Annotated in this window: 18 protein-coding genes; 7 read left to right on the forward strand and 11 right to left on the reverse strand. The window is 68.6% G+C overall.

The genetic code is table 11. The features are described 5' to 3' along the window. Positions 1-204: 204 nt before the first annotated feature. A complete protein-coding gene (locus C8J24_RS17710; protein WP_244180589.1) occupies positions 205-975 on the forward strand; it encodes a thermonuclease family protein in 771 nt (256 codons plus the stop codon). A 138-nt stretch (positions 976-1,113) separates the two neighbouring features. Here C8J24_RS17710 and C8J24_RS09015 read toward each other — a convergent pair whose 3' ends face one another. The 5 genes from C8J24_RS09015 to C8J24_RS09035 all read right to left on the reverse strand — a co-directional run bounded on the left by C8J24_RS09015 (position 1,114) and on the right by C8J24_RS09035 (position 3,440). Beyond that, on the reverse strand, positions 1,114-1,356 hold the full coding sequence (locus tag C8J24_RS09015) for a helix-turn-helix domain-containing transcriptional regulator (protein ID WP_056679418.1): 243 nt from the start codon (positions 1,354-1,356) through the stop codon (positions 1,114-1,116). Beyond that, positions 1,356-1,670, reverse strand: coding sequence for a type II toxin-antitoxin system RelE/ParE family toxin (locus C8J24_RS09020; RefSeq protein WP_107931863.1), 315 nt, complete (start codon positions 1,668-1,670; stop codon positions 1,356-1,358). The genes C8J24_RS09015 and C8J24_RS09020 overlap by 1 nt, the downstream gene beginning before the upstream one ends. Before the next feature lie 205 nt (positions 1,671-1,875). Next, positions 1,876-2,931, reverse strand: a complete 1,056-nt coding sequence (locus tag C8J24_RS09025; RefSeq protein ID WP_056409090.1) for a ribonucleotide-diphosphate reductase subunit beta — start codon at positions 2,929-2,931, stop codon at positions 1,876-1,878. A 45-nt stretch (positions 2,932-2,976) separates the two neighbouring features. After that, on the reverse strand, positions 2,977-3,240 hold the full coding sequence (locus C8J24_RS09030; RefSeq protein WP_031396613.1) for a hypothetical protein: 264 nt from the start codon (positions 3,238-3,240) through the stop codon (positions 2,977-2,979). Beyond that, complete coding sequence (locus tag C8J24_RS09035) at positions 3,237-3,440, reverse strand: hypothetical protein (RefSeq protein WP_031396614.1); 204 nt, start codon at positions 3,438-3,440, stop codon at positions 3,237-3,239. Before C8J24_RS09035 ends, C8J24_RS09030 begins: the two co-directional genes overlap by 4 nt. Positions 3,441-3,496: 56 nt before the next feature. On the opposite strand from C8J24_RS09035, the gene C8J24_RS09040 reads away from it, so the two are divergent. After that, positions 3,497-3,745 (forward strand): DUF2171 domain-containing protein, encoded by a 249-nt coding sequence (locus tag C8J24_RS09040; protein WP_031396615.1) that lies wholly within the window; start codon positions 3,497-3,499, stop codon positions 3,743-3,745. Positions 3,746-4,206: 461 nt separating this feature from the next. Here C8J24_RS09040 and C8J24_RS09045 read toward each other — a convergent pair whose 3' ends face one another. After that, positions 4,207-4,518 (reverse strand): hypothetical protein, encoded by a 312-nt coding sequence (locus tag C8J24_RS09045; RefSeq protein WP_107932739.1) that lies wholly within the window; start codon positions 4,516-4,518, stop codon positions 4,207-4,209. Positions 4,519-4,581: 63 nt separating this feature from the next. Next, on the reverse strand, positions 4,582-5,970 hold the full coding sequence (gene nhaA, locus C8J24_RS09050) for a Na+/H+ antiporter NhaA (RefSeq protein WP_031440578.1): 1,389 nt from the start codon (positions 5,968-5,970) through the stop codon (positions 4,582-4,584). 188 nt (positions 5,971-6,158) lie between these two features. Between nhaA and C8J24_RS09055 the strand changes: the two genes are divergently transcribed. The 5 genes from C8J24_RS09055 (at position 6,159) to C8J24_RS09075 (ending at position 13,963) form a co-directional block, all read left to right on the forward strand. After that, a complete protein-coding gene (locus C8J24_RS09055; protein WP_031440577.1) occupies positions 6,159-6,362 on the forward strand; it encodes a DUF5818 domain-containing protein in 204 nt (67 codons plus the stop codon). 66 nt (positions 6,363-6,428) lie between these two features. Next, entirely contained in the window at positions 6,429-8,237 is a 1,809-nt protein-coding gene (locus tag C8J24_RS09060; RefSeq protein WP_107931865.1) for a DUF885 domain-containing protein, read from the forward strand. 170 nt (positions 8,238-8,407) lie between these two features. Further along, entirely contained in the window at positions 8,408-9,916 is a 1,509-nt protein-coding gene (locus C8J24_RS09065; protein WP_236559247.1) for an ATPase domain-containing protein, read from the forward strand. Positions 9,917-9,929: 13 nt separating this feature from the next. Continuing rightward, on the forward strand, positions 9,930-11,603 hold the full coding sequence (locus tag C8J24_RS09070) for a response regulator (RefSeq protein WP_167396739.1): 1,674 nt from the start codon (positions 9,930-9,932) through the stop codon (positions 11,601-11,603). Between the two features lie 128 nt (positions 11,604-11,731). Beyond that, entirely contained in the window at positions 11,732-13,963 is a 2,232-nt protein-coding gene (locus C8J24_RS09075) for a hybrid sensor histidine kinase/response regulator (protein ID WP_107931871.1), read from the forward strand. On the opposite strand, the gene C8J24_RS09080 is transcribed toward C8J24_RS09075, so the two are convergent. The 4 genes from C8J24_RS09080 to C8J24_RS09095 all read right to left on the reverse strand — a co-directional run bounded on the left by C8J24_RS09080 (position 13,960) and on the right by C8J24_RS09095 (position 18,526). Continuing rightward, the gene (locus tag C8J24_RS09080) at positions 13,960-14,532 is read right to left on the reverse strand and encodes a hypothetical protein (protein ID WP_107931873.1); all 573 of its coding nucleotides are present in this window, start codon (positions 14,530-14,532) and stop codon (positions 13,960-13,962) included. The genes C8J24_RS09075 and C8J24_RS09080 overlap by 4 nt on opposite strands. Continuing rightward, positions 14,532-15,701 carry a M48 family metallopeptidase gene (locus C8J24_RS09085; RefSeq protein ID WP_107045635.1) on the reverse strand — a complete coding sequence of 390 codons (1,170 nt, stop codon included), beginning with the start codon at positions 15,699-15,701 and terminating at the stop codon, positions 14,532-14,534. The genes C8J24_RS09080 and C8J24_RS09085 overlap by 1 nt, the downstream gene beginning before the upstream one ends. Continuing rightward, entirely contained in the window at positions 15,698-16,456 is a 759-nt protein-coding gene (locus C8J24_RS09090) for a hypothetical protein (RefSeq protein ID WP_420894101.1), read from the reverse strand. The genes C8J24_RS09085 and C8J24_RS09090 overlap by 4 nt, the downstream gene beginning before the upstream one ends. 183 nt (positions 16,457-16,639) lie before the next feature. Then, positions 16,640-18,526 (reverse strand): ribonucleoside-diphosphate reductase subunit alpha, encoded by a 1,887-nt coding sequence (locus C8J24_RS09095; RefSeq protein WP_409349135.1) that lies wholly within the window; start codon positions 18,524-18,526, stop codon positions 16,640-16,642. Positions 18,527-18,801 lie beyond the last annotated feature (275 nt).

The raw sequence follows: 18,801 nt of genomic DNA on the forward strand, positions 1-18,801 counted from the left end.
GGGGTGCGAGCGATCGCACCCCGCCCTTTTTTGTGTCCGGCGCGGATCGGCCGGGCCGCGTGGAGAGGCGTCGAGCGGTGCCATGACGTCCTCCTGATGTTCCCTATGCGTTCTGGCGCATTTCCGACTCGTTTCGCCGCATGTGAGTCGACGGGCGAGTGACATCGACTCGTGGCCGCTTAGGCGCGAAAGGCGATGGAGTATGTGTTTGATTTTATGCGGTTGCTGAGCGGCAATCGCGGGACGGGTGGCGCCCGTCGTCGGAGCGGTCCGGGTCTCGCGCTACAGCTCCGCCTGGTGTTCTACGGCGTGCTGATCGGGCTGATGGTGCCGACGTTGCGCAAGATCGACTGGTCGCCGCTCGTCCCGCCGGGGCTGAAGGTCGAATGGCCGACCGGGTTCGGCGTGACCTGGCCCGCGGGGCAGCTCCACGTGCCGGGCGGCTGGGGGCGGCTGCGCGATACCGCCGCCGACGTCGCGCCGTCCGCTACGGGCTTGGGCAGCGCGGCCGCGACTGCGGCGGCTGCGGCGGCGGGCGCGGCGGGCGGGCTGATCGTCGGGGCCGGGTCTGGGGCTGGGGCCGGGTCTGGCGCTGGGGCCGGCGCGGTGGGGGCGGGGAAGGCGGTGTCGGCGCGCTTCACGATCTGTGGCCGGGCCAAGCGGGTCAACTGCATGGTCGATGGCGACACCTTCTGGATGAACCGCACCAAGATCCGCATCGCCGATATCGACACCCCCGAAACGCACCCGCCGCGCTGCAAGGCCGAGGCACGCGCGGGCCACCGCGCGACGCTGCGGATGCAGGCGCTGCTCAATGCCGGGCCGTTCACGCTGACGCGGATCAAGCGCGACGTCGACAAATACGGGCGCAAGCTGCGGCTGGTGCAGCGAGACGGGCGCTCGCTGGGCGACACGCTGGTCCGCGAGGGGCTGGCGCGGCGTTATGGCGGGGGGAAGCGGTCGCCCTGGTGCTGAGGGCTTACTGCAAAGCGAAACGCTGATATGCCGTCGCCATGGCTCCACAGGTCGAGGCGCGGGACAAGCTGGAAGTCGGTGACGACGGGCCGGTCGACCGCGGCTATGACGGCTGGAAGCGTGCGAAGGGCTGTCGGATCAGGCTGCCTTTGCGGTTAGCTCCAGGCCGAGCGCCTTGAGAGTGCGGATGACCGAATCGAGCGCGATATCCGGCCGTGGGCTGGGCGGATCGGCGATGCCGCGGACCTGGGCTACGTCGGCCAGCGCGGCGGCGATCAGCGCCGGATCGCCGTCTTCGAAGACTGCTTCGAGATAGGCGAGCACCGCGGCGTCGCTGTCGAGATGCGCGGTGGGGCTCCATCTGGTCGTTTCGATGCCCATTAGTCGGACTCCCAAGCCTTGGCGATCGCGCGGGCCCGGCGAATATCGTCGCTCTGTCGTGATTTGTCACCTCCGGTCAGCAGGAGGACGAGCGTTGCGCCGTGGCGTGCGATGTAGATCCGATAGCCCGGGCCATAGTCGATGCGCAGTTCGCCGATACCGCCCCCGAGCGATTTGACGTCGCCATAGTGGCCGAGTGCTAAACGGCGAATGCAGACGGCAATCCGGGCCTTGGCGCGTATGTCACGAAGCCCGGTGAACCAGCGGGTGAAGTTTACCGTTTGACGGATCTCAATGGGAAGCGGTTCGTCCATGGCCTGCCGCTGCCGTTCCTGGGGTCGTTGGCGAAAGCCCGGCAACGCGTACCCAGAATTGTGGCAGGCCCAAGCTGAACCCGGTCGAGAACGGATCGGCCGGCATGGGCAAAGCCCATGCCGTCGGCCGGCGCTGATGGCGCCGCCGGCCGGTCGCGCCGCCGGGGCGGGGTTTAGCGGTGGCTAAACCCGCGCGCGGCGCGAGTTACTCCGCAGCCACGCCCGCCAGCGAGAACATGTCGCCGCCGTCGGCGAGGTCCTCGTTCGCGGCGGGGCCCTTCTTGGCGGTCTGGCGCTTGTCGAAGCTGTCCCAGACGTCGTTCCACTGGCCCTTGGTTGCGGCCTTCGAATATTCGGTGGCGCGCTGTTCGAAGAAGTTGGCGTGCTCGACGCCGTTGAGCATCGGGGCGAGCCAGGGGAGCGGGTGCTCATCGATCATGTAGATCGGCTTGAGGCCGAGCTGCGTCATGCGCCAGTCGGCGATGAAGCGGATATACTTCTTGATCTCCTTGGGGGTCATGCCGTTGACCGGACCCATCTCGAAGGCGAGATCGATGAAATTGTCCTCGAGGCGGATCGTCGTCTGGCAGACATCGGCGATGTCGTCCTTGACCGCCTTGGTCAGGCACTGACGCTCGGCGCAGAAGGTGTGGAACATCTTGATGATGCCCTCGCAGTGCAGCGATTCGTCGCGGATCGACCAGGTGACGATCTGGCCCATGCCCTTCATCTTGTTGAAGCGCGGGAAGTTCATCAGCATCGCGAACGAGGCGAAGAGCTGGACGCCCTCGGTGAAGCCGCCGAACATCGCGAGCGTGCGCGCGATATCCTCGTCATTGTCGACGCCGAAGCTCTGCATATAGTCATGCTTGTCCTTCAGCTCGGCATATTCGAGGAAGGCGCCATATTCGCTCTCGGGCATGCCGATCGTGTCGAGCAGGTGGCTGTAGGCGGCGATGTGCACCGTCTCCATGTTGCTGAACGCGGCCAGCATCATCTTGATCTCGGTCGGCTTGAACACGCGGCCGTACTTCTCGTGGTAGCAATCCTGCACCTCGACGTCGGCCTGGGTGAAGAAGCGGAAGATCTGCGTCAGCAGGTTGCGCTCATGATCGCTGAGCTTCTGCGCCCAGTCGCGGCAATCCTCACCCAGGGGCACTTCCTCGGGGAGCCAGTGCAGCTGCTGCTGGCGCTTCCAGAATTCGAACGCCCAGGGGTATTCGAACGGCTTGTACTGCTTGCGGGCTTCGAGGAGGGACATGGGATACTCCGGGACAAATTTAGGAAATTGAGGAAACTGGTGAGGCTAGAAACGGCTTGAACTGGTGATGACGACGACGAGGAACAGCAGCGACGCGATCGGTGCGGCGATCATCAGCACGCGGCCACGCTGGCGGATCTTGCCGATGTCGAGCGCGCCGGGGTTCCAGCCGGGGGTCGGACCCCAGAAGGTCTCGCCGCGAAAGTCGCCCGACCAGGGATTATGGTCGAGCCGGCTCCAGTGACGGCCCAGAATCATGTTCGCCGCGCAGATGCCGACGACCGCGAGGATCAGGACGAGCGTGTTCACGATTCGAGCGTCCATTGCCACATCGCGCCCGCCGACAGCGCGAGCACGATCGCGCCCGAGGTGAGCATGATGCCGATCATCCGGAAAGCATAGACCTGCTTGTCGCTGACATCGGGGCTGCGCAGCCGCAACAGCATCGCGACGCCGATGATCCCGAGCAGGGCCGCGACGACAAACATGATGGCGCTGCCATAGGTCATGCGACCAATGCCCGAGACGCGCGTTCTGCACCCGGACCCACCACAGGAGACGCAAAATGGTCGACGCAACCCAGATCAAGGAACACGCTGAAGTCATCGGCGCGGACGGCGTTCATGTCGGTACCGTCGATCATGTCGACGGCGACCGCATCAAGCTGACCAAGAATGATTCGCCGCAGTCGCAGGACGGGCAGGGCGCCAAGCATCACTATATCTCGCTCGGCCTCGTCGCCGAGATCGAGGGTGACAAGGTTCGCCTGAGCGCGACCGGCGCGAACGCGCTGACGTTCGAAGAGAGCGAGTAACCGCGCGGCGCCCTCTCCCGAGCGGAGGGGGCGCGCCGAGTGCACGACAGGGGCGTTCCGGAGCGATCCGGGGCGCCCTTTTCGCGTCGTACGTACGCGGCCTCGCGCTGCTGCACCGGCCACCCGAATCGGGGTGGCGTCGGCCGGAGTCCGCCCGGCGGCAGAGTGCGATTTGCTGCGCATGTCGTCTCCGTCCTAGCTGGGCCCGGCGTCGCCGATGGGCGGCGCTGCGTGACGCCATTTATCTACATGATCGGGCCGGATATCGCTATGCACTTATTTCGATAAGAGCCGCGAATTATCCGACTTGCACCTAGGGATGGTGTGGTGGGGCGCGTTTCGACACCAGATACGGGATCGGGCGTCGGGAGGCGGTGGGGTGGTCGCGACCCGCGCGGGACCGCGGAATTCCGCGGGTTTCGGGGCCGGACAGGCGCTGCCCGGGCCCCGAAACGACGCGATCAGGCGGCTTCGGGATCGTCGTCGACCGGGGCCGCGCGACCGGCGGTCGGGAGCAGCGCGGCGAGTGCTGCAATCGCGTCGCCGGTGAAGTGCCGGACCGCGCCCTCGGGCCCGATCTGGAGCGCATGCTCGGGCGTCAGCGTCGCGGCGCGCTGATGCTCGGGATCGAGCGTGGTCCAGGTGCGGACCGCGGTCTCCAGGCTGGTCACCTCGGCGACGTCGGTGTCGCCGCGGGGTACGTTTTCGAGCGCGGCGCTCATCCGCCAGTCGATGTCGAGCGGCGTCGTGTCGCCCCAATAGGCTTCGGTCATCGTCATACCTCCATCACGCGAGAACCCCATGGAAGCGCCCGGTGGCCGGCGGAGGTTCCGTGGTCAGCCGGCCTCGGTCCGCGCCGCGGCGGTGCGCAGCAGGACATAGCCGAGCGCACCCGAGGCGAGCGACGCGGCGAGCACCGCGAGCGACGCCATCTCGGTCCGCTGCGCATCGGGAAAGGCGAGATTGGCGATGAACAGCGAGATGGTGAAGCCGATCCCCGACAGCGCACCGATCGCGAGCACCATCCGCCAGGTGACCGCGTCGGGCAGTTCGGCAGCGCCCGCCTTGACCGCGAGCCAGGTCGCGGTGACGAAGCCGAGCGGCTTGCCGAACGCGAGGCCTGCGAACACGCCGATCCCGAGCAGCGATCCCGCGGCGTCGGCGAGCAGGTCCGACGAGAAGTGGATCCGCACGGCCGACAGCGCGAACAGCGGCAGGACGACATAGGACACCCAGGGGTTGAGCATCTGGACGAGGCGTTCGGCGGGTTCGTCGGTCGCCTCGGTCATTTCCTGGATATAGCCGAGCTGTTGCTGCGCCTTGCGCTGGATTTCCTCATTGTCCTCGGGGTCGCCCGACTCCGCCTCGTCGACCGCCTGCTTGAAGCGGTCGATCGGGGCCTGGACGCGCTCGGCGAAGCGGCGCTCGGACAGCCGTGACTGGGTTGGCGACAACAGCCCGAGCATCACCCCGGCGATCGTCGCATGGATGCCCGAGGCATAGACGCCCGCCCAGACGATCAGCCCGAGCAGCACATAGGGGATGGGCGATACGAGCTTCAGCCGCAGCAGCACGAAGATCGCGACATAGGCGACCGCCGCGACGACGAGCATCGGCAGGACCAGGGTGCCGGTATAGGCGACGGCGATGACGAGCAGCCCGCCGACATCGTCGATCGCCGCGAACGCCAGCAGCACCGCGCGGATCGACACGGGCAGCCGGGTCGCGAACATGCCGATGATCGCGAGCGCGAACGCGGTGTCGGAGGTGATGACGGTGCCCCAGCCGCTCGCCGCCTCGGTCCCGTAGTTGAAGGCGAGATAGACCGCGACGGGGACGAGGATCCCGCCGATCGCGCCGGCGAGCGGGAACATCGCGGTGCGCACGGTCGAGAGCGCGCCCTTGGTGAATTCGCGCTTCACCTCCGCGCCGATGATCAGGAAGAACAGCGGCAAAAGCGCCTCGTTCACCCAGTCGGCGAGCGGGTGCGCGGCGCGGAAGCTGCCGAGCCGGATTTCGAGCGTGCTGTCCCACATCGTCTGGTAATCATGTGCGATCGGCAGGTTGGTGCAGACCAAAGCGACGATCGTGGCGATGAGCAGCGGCCCGCCGACGACCTGATCGGCGGCGAAGAACGGTGCGAGGCGGTGGAGGAAACCGGCGGCGGCGGGCGAATGATGCGCGCGCGCCGCCAGCTTGCCGGAGAGACGGGGGGTGAGGGCCATGATGTTCCAGGATCGCGTCGGCAGGACGCGCGTGCGGGTATAACGGTGCAGACCGCCTGTCGTATCCCTTGCCGTATCCCTTGCCGTATCCCTTGGGCGCGTGGGACACTTCTGGCGGCGGACCGACGCCGCCGGGGGTTGCGTCGCGCGTCACCTGCGGTATCGCCGCTGGCAGGAGGCCGCGCGCCATGACGACCATCGGAACCAAGATCGACGAGACGGGGACGCTGATCCGTGACGGCGGTGCGTTCTATCTGCGCCGCGACATGGGCGGGCGCTATGAGCTCGAGCTCCACCGCACGCCGGTCGACCTGGTCGAGAAGCGCGTCCGGCTGGTCGGCACGCTGGTCGGCGACGACCTGGTGAATGCGGACGGCGTCTCGCCCGTCTGAAAGCCGGCCCGGGGTGGATCGAGACCGCCCGGATGCTACACCCTCCCCGAATCAGGGGAGTAGTCCATGCATCGTCGTCGGTTTCTAACGAGTGCCGCTGCCGCGTCCGTCATCGGTGCGGTCCCGCTGAAGGGGGCCGCCGCGGCGGGATCGCGCGACGCGGCACTGCGCACGATGCTCGACCGGTTCTTCTATGCGCGGCTCGACGACTCGCCCGAACAGGCGACGCGACTGGGGCTCGACACGGGAACGCGCAGCGGGCTGAAAGCGCGGCTCGACGACCAGTCGGCGGCGGGGCGTGCGCGCGAGCTGGCGCAGGCGACCAAGGAACTCGCCGAGCTGCGCGCGTTCGGGACGGGCGGGCTGTCGAGCGACGCCGCGCTCGATCACGAGATCGTGACCTATCAGCTGACGCGCGCGGTCGCGGGCGCGAAGCGGTTCACCTATGGCAGCAGCCTCGGGCGGTTCGCGCCCTATGTGCTGAGCCAGCTGACCGGGCCGTATCGCGACGTGCCCGATTTCCTCGAATCGCAGACGCGGGTGCGCGATGCGGGCGAGGCGGATGCGTATCTGCAGCGGCTTTCCGCGTTGCCCAAGGCGATCGACGACAGCAGCGAGCAGCAGCGCAGCGACGCGGCGCGTGGCGTGTTCGCGCCCGATTATATCCTCGACACGACGCTGAAACAGCTGGGCAGCGCGATGGAGGGCGCGGCCGCGCAGAGCGTGATGGTGACGAGTTTCGCGACCAAGCTGAAGGCCGCGGGGCTGCCCGAGGACCGCGTCGCGCGCGCGACCGCGATCGTCGAGCGCGACGTCCGCCCCGCGCTCGAGCGGCAGCGTGCGCTGGTCGCTGAACTGCGCACCAAGGCGGTGCATGATGCGGGGTGCTGGCGGCTGCCCGATGGCGATGCCTATTATGCCGCGGCGGCGGAGGCCGCGACGACGGTGGCGATGAGCGGGGACGAGATCCACCGTCTGGGCCTCGCGCAGGTCGCCGAGATCGGCGCGCGGATCGACGGCATTCTGAAGACGCAGGGGATGACGCAAGGCACCGTCGGCGAGCGGCTGGTGGCGCTCAACAAGCGGCCCGACCAGCTTTATCCCAACACCGATGCGGGCCGCGACGCGCTGCTCGCGCATCTCAACCGGCAGATCGTCGCGATGCAGGCGCGGCTGCCCGAGGCGTTCGCCAGCCTGCCCAAGGCGCCGGTCGAGGTACGCCGCGTGCCGCCGACGATCCAGGCGGGCGCACCGGGCGGCTATTACCAGAACGCCTCGCTCGACGGGTCGCGACCGGCGATCTATTATATCAACCTGCGCGACACGTTCGACCGGCCCAAATTCGGGCTCGCCACGCTGACCCATCACGAGGCGGTGCCGGGGCATCACCTGCAGGTCAGCCTCGCGCTCGAAAGCGAGCAGATCCCGCTGATCCGGCGGCGCGGGTTCTTCAGCGGCTATTCGGAGGGCTGGGCGCTCTATGCCGAACAGCTCGCCGACGAGATGGGGATGTACGAGGGCGATCCGCTGGGGCAGGTCGGCTATCTCCAGTCGCTGCTGTTCCGCGCGACGCGGCTGGTGGTCGACAGCGGGATGCACGCGAAACGCTGGAGCCGCGAAAAGGCGACCGATTACCTGATCGCGACGACCGGGATCGCGCGCGGTCGCAGCCAGGGCGAGATCGACCGCTACACGGTGTGGCCGGGCCAGGCGTGCAGCTACAAGATCGGCCACACGGTGTGGACCCGCCTGCGCGACGACGCGAAGACGCGGCCGGGGTACACGCCGAAGGGCTTCCATTCGGTGCTGCTGAAGGGGGCGATGCCGCTCGCGATCCTCGAACGCGTGGTGCGCCGGACGGGGGCGGGGGCTTAGGCCCCCCAGTTCTCCAGCCCGCCGCCGCCCCGCCGACGCGGCCGGACCGCGGTGACTTTTGCAAAAATTCTGCAGCGGAAACTTGTGCGTTGCCGGGGGGTTGTTGGGCGGGGGCTCTCGAACCGGACATGGTCCGGCGCGGCGCCCGGACTGGCCTGGAGAAATGTCGCGTGCGTCAAGAACCGTCATCACCCTCCGACGGGAGCGTCGTATCGACCGGCCTCGACCCGCTGAACTACATCCTCGACGGCGGCTATGCGTATAACCGCGTCCACCTGATCGAGGGCGAGCCGGGGTCGGGCAAGACGACGCTCGGGCTGCAGTTCCTGCTCGCCGGGCGCGATGCGGGCGAGCGGTGCCTGTACATCACGCTGTCGGAAAGCCGCGACGAGCTGCTCCATGTCGCCAAGACGCATGGCTGGGACATGACCGGCGTCGACATCTTCGAACTGGTGCCGCCCGAGCTCAGCCTCGACGTCGATCGCGAACAGTCGATCGTCTATTCGTCCGATCTCGAACTCGGCGAGACGGTCAACATGGTGATGGAGGCGGTCAGCAAGGTCGAGCCGACGCGGATCGTGTTCGACAGCCTGTCCGAGATCCGCCTGCTCGCGCAGGGGCCGCTGCGGTTCCGCCGTCAGCTGCTCGCGCTCAAGCATTATTTCGCGCAGCGTGGCTGCACCGCCTTGTTCCTCGACGATCTGACGCAGACCGAGGACGATCTCAGCCTGCACAGCCTGGCGCACGGCGTCGTTCGGCTCGAGCAGATCGCGCTGCCCTATGGATCCGAGCGGCGGCGGCTGCGCGTGTACAAGATGCGCGCGCGCGCGTTTCGCGGTGGCTTCCACGACTTCGTGATTCGGCGCGGCGGGCTGCAGATCTTCCCGCGGCTGACCGCGGTCGCGCATCCCGATACCGGTTTCGTCGACCGGCTGGCGTCGAGCGGGATCGACGAGCTCGACACGCTGTCGGGCGGCGGGCTGGATTACGGGACGACGACGCTGATCATCGGGCCGTCGGGATCGGGCAAGACGACGCTGTCGCTGCAATATGTCTTCGCCGCGCTCGAACGCGGGGAAAAGGCGCTGTTCGTCAGCTTCGACGAGACCGAGCGCGTGTTCATGCGCCGCGCGGCGGGGATGGACCTCGACCTCAGCGACCATGTCGCGGCGGGGCGGCTGTGTTTCCGCCAGGTCGATCCGGGCGAATTGTCGCCGGGCGAGCTGACCGGGATCATCCGCGACCAGGTCGAGCGGGTCGGCGCGACGGTGGTCGTGCTCGATTCGCTGTCGGGCTATCAACTCGCCATGCCCGAGGAGCAGCACATGCTGCTGCAGATGCACGAGGTCGTGACCTATCTGAACCAGCAGGGCGTGCTGGGGCTGCTCGTCCTGACGCAGACCGGGATGATCGGGACGATGCAGTCGCCGGTCGACCTGACCTATCTGGCGGATTCGGTGATGCTGCTCAGGTTCTTCGAGGCGGATGGCGCGATCCGGCGGGTGATGTCGTTCCTGAAACGCCGGATGGGCCCGCATGAGGGGACCTTGCGCGAGTTCCGGATCGACAGCGGCGGGATCCGCGTCGGCCCGCAGCTTACCGGGTTTCGCGGCGTGCTGACCGGGACGCCCGAATATGGGGGCAGCGCCGCCCTGCTGACGAACCGTGACGAATCCTGACCGACCGGCGATGATGACCGACGATTTCCTGGTGGTCGCGCCGACCGGCCGCGACGCCGATGTGACCGCGCAGGTGCTGCGCTCTGCCGATATCGCCGCGGTGGCGGATGCCGACGGGACCGCATTGTTCGCGGCGATCGCGGGGGGCACGCATGCCGGCGCGATCCTGACCGACGATGCGCTGTCGCGGCTCGACCAGGAGCGGCTGCTCGCGGCGATCGCGGCGCAGGCGCCCTGGTCCGACTTTCCGTTCATCCTGCTGAGCAAGCGCGGCGAACCGCGGCGCGGCGCGCGCGAGGTCGAGGCGGTCGCCAACGTGACCTTGCTCGAACGCCCGCTGCATCCCGCGTCGCTGGTCAGTGCGGCGCGCGCGGCGCTGCGCGCGCGGCAACGCCAGCGGCTGGCGGCGCGGCATTTCGAGGACCGCGAAAAGGCGCGCGCCGAGCTGCGCGATCTGGCCGACACGCTGGAGGCGAAGGTCGAGGCGCGGACGCGCGAACTGGCGGCGGCGAACGACCGGCTGACCGCGGAGATCGCCGAGCGCGAGCGGGCCGAGGCGCGGCTGGTGCAGGCGCAGAAGATGGAGGCGATCGGCCAGCTGACCGGGGGCATCGCGCATGATTTTAACAATCTGCTGACTGCGGTGATCGGCTCGCTCGACCTGTTGCTGCGGCGGACCGACGACGAGAAGATCCGGCGGCTGGCGAGCATGGCGTTGCAGGCGGGCGAGCGCGGCGCGACGCTGACCGCGCAGCTCCTGTCCTTTTCGCGGCGCCAGCATCTGTCGCCGGTGCCGGTTGAGCCCAACCAGGTCGTCGCGTCGATGGCGGACCTTCTCGCGCGGTCGATCGGTGCGGCGGTGACGGTCGAACTCGACCTGGCGGACGATGTCTGGCGCGCGATGGTCGATCCGACGCAGCTCGAGGTCGTGCTGCTCAACCTGGCGATCAACGCGCGCGATGCGATGCCGTCGGGCGGGGTGGTGCGGATCGCGACGCGCAACCTGGCCGCGGTGCCCGATGCGCTGACCGCCGAGCTGAACCCGGGCGCCTATGTCGCGATCGAGGTCGCCGATACCGGTGCGGGGATGACGCCTGCGGTGCTGGCGCGTGCGTTCGAGCCGTTCTTCACCACCAAGGGGCAGGGCAAGGGCACGGGCCTCGGGCTCGCGCAAGTGTACGGCTTTGCCCGCCAGTCGGGCGGCACGGTCCGGATCGTCAGCGCGGAGAACGAGGGGACGGTGATCACCTTGTACCTGCCGCGGACGACCGAGGTCGCCGATCCGGTCGCGATCGAGCGGCTGGCCCAGGCGACCGGGTCGCGGCAGCGGATCCTGGTGGTCGACGACGACAATGACGTCCGCGGGGTCGCGGCGCAGATGATCGAGGAGATCGGCTATCAAGTGGTCGCAGCGGCGAGCGGGTCCGAGGCGCTGACCGAATTCGGGCGCGCGTCGTTCGACCTGGTGCTGACCGACGTGGTGATGCCGGGCATGTCGGGCGTCGACCTGGCGCGGCGGATCCGCGCGGTCGCCCCCGCCATGCCGCTGCTGTTCGCGAGCGGCTATGCCGATGTCGCGACGTTCGGCGACGAGCTGGCGGCGGAGACGGTGCTGAAGAAACCCTATCGCATCGGCGAGGTCGCGGCGCGGATCGGCGACGCACTGTCGGCGGAGTCGACGCAGTAGCGCAGGTGACGGACATTGCAGCGTTTCGCGGTGGCGGTGCGGTGTATAGGATGGGGTTAAGGCCCGTGCGTGTAGGGTGATCAGGGACGCAGGATTTCGGACCCGGGGTGGGGGCAAGGTGGGGCAGCGTGACTGAGCGGCATGGATTCCTGGGCGACGGACCGCTCGCGGCGCTGATCGCGGCGTTCGACTGGTCGGCGACCCCGCTCGGCCCGATCGAGGGCTGGCCGCCGCATCTGCGAACCGTGGTGTCGATCCTGTTGCGCGCGCCGGTGCCGATGGCGCTGCTGTGGGGCGAGGAGGGAATCCTGCTCTACAATGCGCGCTATGCGACGATCGCGCAGGACAAGCACCCCGCGATCCTCGGCATGCCGGTGCGCGAGGCCTGGTCGGAGGCGGCGGCGTTCAACGACGGCGTGGTGCGCGCCGGGATGGCGGGCAAGACGCGGAGCTATGCGCGGCAGGAGCTGACGCTGTACCGCCACGGCGAGCCCGAGACGGTGTTCCTCGACCTCAATTATTCGCCCGTGCTCGATGCCGACGGAGTGCCCGCGGGCGTGCTGGCGGTGGTGATCGAGACGACCGACGCGGTGCTCGCCGAGCGCAGCCTGCGCTGGGAGACGCACAGCCTGGAGACGCTGAACGTCACCGGCGCGGCGCTGGTCGCCGAGCTCGAGCTCGAGCCGCTGATCCAGATGGTCACCGATGCGGGGGTCAAGCTGACCGGGGCGGAGTTCGGGGCGTATTTCCACAACCTGATGGACGAGACCGGCGAGCGGCTGCACCTGTTCACGCTGGCCGGGGCGGAGCGCGCGGCGTTCGAGAAGCTCGGGCGGCCGCGCGCGACTGCGGTGTTCGGACCGACCTTCCGCAACGAGGGCGTGATCCGGTCGGACGATATCCGCACCGACCCGCGCTACGGCAAGAGCGCGCCGCATTACGGGATGCCGCGCGGGCATCTGCCGGTGCGGAGCTATCTGTCGGTGCCGGTCACGTCGCGCACCGGGGTGGTGCTGGGCGGGCTGTTGTTCGGCCATTCCGAGCCCGGGCGTTTCGGCGAGCGGCACGAGCGCCTGCTGGTCGGCGTCGCGGCGCAGGCGGCGATCGCGATCGACAATGCGCAATTGTTCAAGGCGGTGCAGGAGGTCAACGACACGCTCGAACAGCGCGTGGCGGAGCGGACCGCGGAGCTGACCCAGGCGCACGAGGCGCTGCGCCAGGCGCAGAAGATGGAGACTCTGGGCCAGCTGACCGGCGGTATCGCGCATGATTTCAACAATCTGCTGACGGTGATCCGCGGATCGACCGACCTGTTGCGGCGTCCCGATTTGAGCGCGGATCGGCGCGACCGCTATATCACCGCGATCGCCGACACCGCCGACCGCGCGACCAAGCTGACCAACCAGCTGCTCGCCTTTGCGCGGCGATCGTCGCTGACCCCCGAGGTGCTCGACGTCCGCGCCGTCGTCAGCGGGATGACCGACATGCTGGCGACGCTGTCGGGATCGTTCATCGACATCGCGCTGAGCCTGCCCGACACGCCGTGCCTGACGCATGCGGATGCGAGCCAGCTCGAGACCGCGATCGTCAACCTGGCGGTCAATGCGCGCGACGCGATGGCGGGGCGCGGTGCGCTTCGGATCGTGGTCGGGCGCGCGGCGCGGATCCCGGCGGTGCGCGGCCATGTCGCGCGCGACGGCGATTTCGTGACGATCGGCGTGCACGACACGGGCAGCGGGATCGACCCGGCGCATATCGAGCATATCTTCGAGCCGTTCTTCACGTCGAAGGCGATCGGCCACGGCACCGGGCTGGGCCTGTCGCAGGTGTTCGGGTTCGTGAAGCAGTCGGGCGGCGAGGTGATCGTCGAGAGCACGCCCGGCGCGGGCGCGACGTTCACGCTGTATCTGCCGCATGACCCGACCGGCGTGCCGGCGGGGGTCGGCATCGCGGCGGAGGCGCGCGGCGACGGGCCGTCGCTGCGGATCCTGGTGGTCGAGGACAATGCCGCGGTCGGCGACTTCGCGATGTCCGCGCTCGCCGATCTGGGTCACGCGATCGTGTTCGCGCGCGATGCCGAGGAGGCGCTGGCGATCCTCGCGCGGGAGGTGGACGCGTTCGACGTGATGTTTTCGGACGTGGTGATGCCGGGGATGAACGGCGTCGCGCTGGCGCAATATGTCCGCCGGGACTTTCCCGCGATGCGTGTGCTGCTGACCAGCGGCTATAGCGACGTGATCTCGAAGGACGGCGCGCAGGGCTTTGCGCTGTTGCACAAACCCTATTCGATGGCGGAGCTCGCGCGGGCGCTGCACGCGGTGATGGAGGCGGACCGGCCGCTCGTGGCGGGCGCGTTCTAGAGCGCGGCGCTGTCGGTGAGGCGGTGGACGTCGCCGAGCAGCCGGTCGAAATAGTCGGTCCGCGGCGCGTCGAAGGTGACGATGTAGAGCAGCCCCGCGACGATCGCCGCGCGTGCCTCGCCCCGGCGGGGCAGATCGTCGGCGTCGACATAGGCATAGCCGAAGCGGATGCCGGCATGGCCGAGAAACGGGTCGGACGCTGCGGTGGTGAGCGTGAAGTCCGCGATTCCGCCCGCGCTGCGATAGGTCGATTCGAGCAGTTCGGGGATCTCGGCGAGCAGCATCGCGTCGCTGTAGCGGGGGAGCGTCCTGCGGCGCCGGGGTTCGCGCAGCAGCGGCTCGCCGGGTGCGATCCCGCCGAACCAGGTGACCGCGTTGAGCCGCTCACCGTCGAGTGTCCAGACCTCGGCCTTGCGGCCCGGGCGGGCGGAGAGCTGGTTCCAGTCGCGCGGCGGGGTGACGGTCATCGTCCGGGCGACGCGGACCGGCTTGCCCTGCGCGCGATAGGCGTTGGCGTCGGCGGGCGCGGGCAGGAGCATGAGGAGGGCGGGGAGCAGCGGGTAGCGCATCAGCGGTCCTCCGGGGCGGCGATCAGGGCCGCGATCATGGTCGCATCGCCGGCGGCGGGGTCGAGCGCGAGATAGCGGCGTAGTGCCGCCTGTCCCTCCGCGAGGCGGCCGGTCCGGACCAGTGCGAGCCCCAGTCCGCGCTGTGCGGCGGCGAGGCTAGGGTCGAGCGCGGTGGCCTGCGCATAGAAGCGTGCGGCGTTGACGAGGTCGTGGGGGTTGCCGCGGGCGCGGTACAGGTCGCCGCGCGCGCGCCACAGCGCTGCGGTCCAGCCGCGCGCCGCACAGGCGGCGATCAGATAGGCGCTGGCGCCGAAGTCGTTGAGCTTGATCTGGTCGTCGAGGAACAGCGGCAGCCACGGCGCGAGCGCGTCGGCATGGCGGTCGGCGCCGTCGTCGCGGTCCGTCGCGTCGGGCAGCGCGAGCGCATCGAGCGTGGCGGCGCGTTCGGCCTCGGGCGGGTGCGAGGCGTAGAAGCCGATGCGGTCGAGCCGCGGGCGGTGCGCGCCGCGCGCGACCGCGGAGGCACCGGCCTCGGCGATCGCGCTGTGCCACAGCTGCGCGGCGGCCTGGGGGCGGAGGCGGCTGGCGTTGAGATAGCCGATCCCGAGCCGGTCGGCCTCGCGTTCCTGATCGCGCGAGAAGCGGTAGAGTGCGCCGTAGACCGATCGGCCGAGCGTGGCGAAGCGGCGGCGCAGATCGGCATCGGGGACCATTGCGGCGAGCACCGCGCCCCAGCCGAGCAGGTCGGAGCCGGTACGCTGCGCCCGGAACTGCGCAAGCGTGTGGCGGCGTTCGAAATGGCCGAATTCATGTCCGAGCACCGCGCCGAGCTCCGCCTCGCTGCGGGCGCGGAGCAGCAGCCCGCTGAACACGCGCATCGTCCCGTTCGCCGCCATGCTCGCGTTGAACAAAGGCACGCGCAGGACATAGACCCGCACGCCGGCGCAGCGCGCCGCGCCGACCGTGTCGCAGAGCGCGCGGCGGACATAGGCGTCGAGCGCGGCGTCGCGGATCAGCAGCGGCGACAGCGCGAGTTGCCGTTCGTCCTCGTCCGCCTCGGCCCAGGCGCCGATCTCGTCGACGCCGACCGGTTGATAGGCGCCGGCATAGGGGGGCGGGGCGGGGGCGGTCGCGGCGAGCAGGGCGAGGGCGAGCGCGGTGACGGTCATCGGGGGGCGGGGGTGCTGCCGGGGAAATCGGCGAGCAGTTGCTGGACGCGGCGGGCGGCGCCTTCGGGGGTGCGCAGGTCGCCGCCCATCGCGCGGTCGGCGTTGAGCCAGAGCAGGTCGCCCGTCCGCAGATCGACCAGCCCGGCATAGCCCGCATGTTCGCCCGCGCTGAGCGGGATGCCGGGCCCCAGCATCGCGACGATCTGCAGCAGCTTGCGCCCGGTCGAGCCATAGGCGTCGCTGGTGCTGAGGAAGAGCGCGTAATCGGCGTCGCGCGCGCCGGGCAGCCGCGCGATGCCGGGCCCGAGCGTCCAGTCGAACCGCCCGGCCTGCGTCGCCCGTTTCTTGGTCGGCAGCCGGTCGCCGGCGAAGAACTGATAGCGGATCACCGATTGCGAGACCGCGGCGAACAGCGCGGCATAGTCCGCCACGAGCCGCGCCGCATCGCCGTCCGCTATGGGCGCGGGGATCACGCGGTTGCCGAGCGCCTGTTGCTGCGCGGCGAGTGCGGTTTCGATGTTGCGGCGGGCCTGGTCGGTCCAGTCGCCATTGGGTTCGAACATCCCGCCGGTCGAGCGCGCGCCGACGCGGATGCTCGGGCGGATCAGGAGGATGGTCCTGCCGCTGCCGGCGGGCAGCGTGAAGCCGGTCTTCTGCGCGCTTCTCTGGCGGGCGGCGGCGGGTGAGGCGGGCGCGAGTGTCAGGGCCGGGGCCAGCAGCATGATCGTCAGACGCGTCGCGAGCCCTGTCCCCATCGACGCCCCCCAGCGCGCTGTCCCGGCGACCGGGCTAGGCCGCGCGCACGGGGGCGACAAGCCGCAGACCGGCCCGCTTTGGACCAAGGCGGACGTACCCACGAAAAAGCCTGTCGCGCGGGGAGCGCGACAGGCTGTTCGATCAGGCGGCGGGCGGGCCCGCCACAGTAATGGGTCAGGGGCTTACTGGCAGGCGAGGCACTCGTCATAATCCTTCGACTCGACGTCGATCTGACGCAGGTCGATGGTGTTGTCCGCCTCGACCCCGCCGGCGAAGCCAGCGCGCTGCACCGACTTGGAGCGGAGATAGTAGAGCGACTTGATGCCGAGCTCCCAGGCGCGGAAGTGGAGCATCAGCAGGTCCCACTTCTCGACGTCCGCGGGGATAAACAGGTTCAGCGACTGCGCCTGGTCGATATAGGGCGTGCGATCGGCGGCGAGTTCGAGCAGCCAGCGCTGGTCGATCTCGAAGCTGGTCTTGTAGCAGTCCTTTTCCTCGGTCGAGAGGAAGTCGAGATGCTGGACCGAACCACCCTGTTCGAGGATCGAGTTCCACACCGCGTCCGAGTTCTTCGACTTCTCGGCGAGCATCTTCTCGAGATACGGGTTCTTGATCGAGAAGCTGCCCGAGAGCGTCTTGTGCGTGTAGATGTTCGCCGGGATCGGCTCGATACAGGCCGACGTGCCGCCGCAGATGATGCTGATCGACGCGGTCGGTGCGATCGCCATCTTGCAGCTGAACCGCTCCATCGCGCCGACATCGGCGGCGTCGGGGCAGGGCCCGCGCTCGATCGCGAGCTGCATCGAGGCTTCGTTGGCCTGCGCGTTGATGTGCTTGAACATCCGCAGGTTCCACGACTTGGCCATCGCGCCTTCGAACGGGATGCCACGTGCCTGGAGGAAGCTGTGGAAGCCCATGACGCCGAGGCCGACCGAGCGTTCGCGGCCCGCCGAATAGGCGGCGCGTTCCATGCCGGGCTCGTGGCGGTCGATATAATCCTGCAGCACGTTGTCGAGGAAGCGCATCACGTCCTCGATCAGGCCCTTCTCGTCCTTCCACTGATCCCAGGTTTCGAGGTTCAGCGACGACAGGCAACAGACCGCGGTCCGCTCGTTGCCGAGATGATCCTTGCCGGTCGGCAGCGTGATTTCCGAGCACAGGTTCGAGGTCGAGACCTTGAGGCCCAGTTCGCGGTGATGCTTCGGCATCGCCTTGTTCACGTGATCGGCAAAGACGATGTAGGGCTCGCCGGTCTGGAGACGCGTCTCGACAAGCTTCTGGAACAGCGAGCGCGCGTCGACCGTGGCGCGGATCGCCTGGTCCTTCGGCGACCGCAGATGCCATTCCTCGCCGTTGCGCACCGCCTCCATGAAGGCGTCGGTGATCAGCACGCCGTGGTGGAGGTTCAAGGCCTTGCGGTTGAAATCGCCCGAGGGTTTGCGGATCTCGAGGAATTCCTCGATCTCGGGATGCGAGACGTCGAGATAGACGGCCGCCGAGCCACGGCGCAGCGAGCCCTGCGAGATGGCGAGGGTGAGCGAATCCATGACGCGGACGAACGGGATGATGCCGCTGGTCTTGCCGTTGAGGCCGACCGGCTCGCCGATGCCGCGGACGTTGCCCCAATAGGTGCCGATGCCGCCGCCGCGCGAGGCGAGCCAGACATTCTCGTTCCAGGTGTCGACGATGCCGCCGAGGCTGTCGGGGACCGAATTGAGATAGCAGGAGATCGGCAGGCCGCGACCGGTGCCGCCGTTCGAGAGAACGGGGGTGGCGGGCATGAACCAGAGCTTCGAGATCGCGTCGTAAAGACGCTGCGCATGGCCGGCGTCATCGGCGTACGCAGAGGCGACGCGGACGAACAGGTCCTGATAGCTCTCGCCCGGGAGCAGATAGCGGTCCTTCAGCGTCTCCTTGCCGAATTCGGTCAGCAGCGCGTCGCGGCTGTGATCGACCTCGACCGGGTAGATCTGCGCGCGCACGGAATGGCTGTCCTGCGCCTGACGCGGCGCCTTGGGGGCCTCTGCCGCGGGCGTGTCGAGGGTCTGTTCGATGGTGTCGGTCGTCATGTCGCTATCCCGGCTGCTGTCTCTGAAATCCAAAAGACCGCTCCTAAAATTCTGTAATCGTTCGAATCGGGAGCATATCCCATGCTATCATCGGGCAGATCAAAAGCAGAACAAAAACTGATCGGCAGCGCGTGGTCACGCCTGACGACAACCAGAGTGGCAGCCCGAGGGGCGCACCATGTTCTACCAGAGATAGGGCCTGCCGCTGTAAGTAGCCCCCAGATACTGTGCCAATCCCGCAGCGGGTGCAAGCCGCTAGTTGGCCCGTTGCGGCC

This window comes from Sphingomonas aerolata (assembly GCF_003046295.1).
Lineage (GTDB): Bacteria > Pseudomonadota > Alphaproteobacteria > Sphingomonadales > Sphingomonadaceae > Sphingomonas > Sphingomonas aerolata.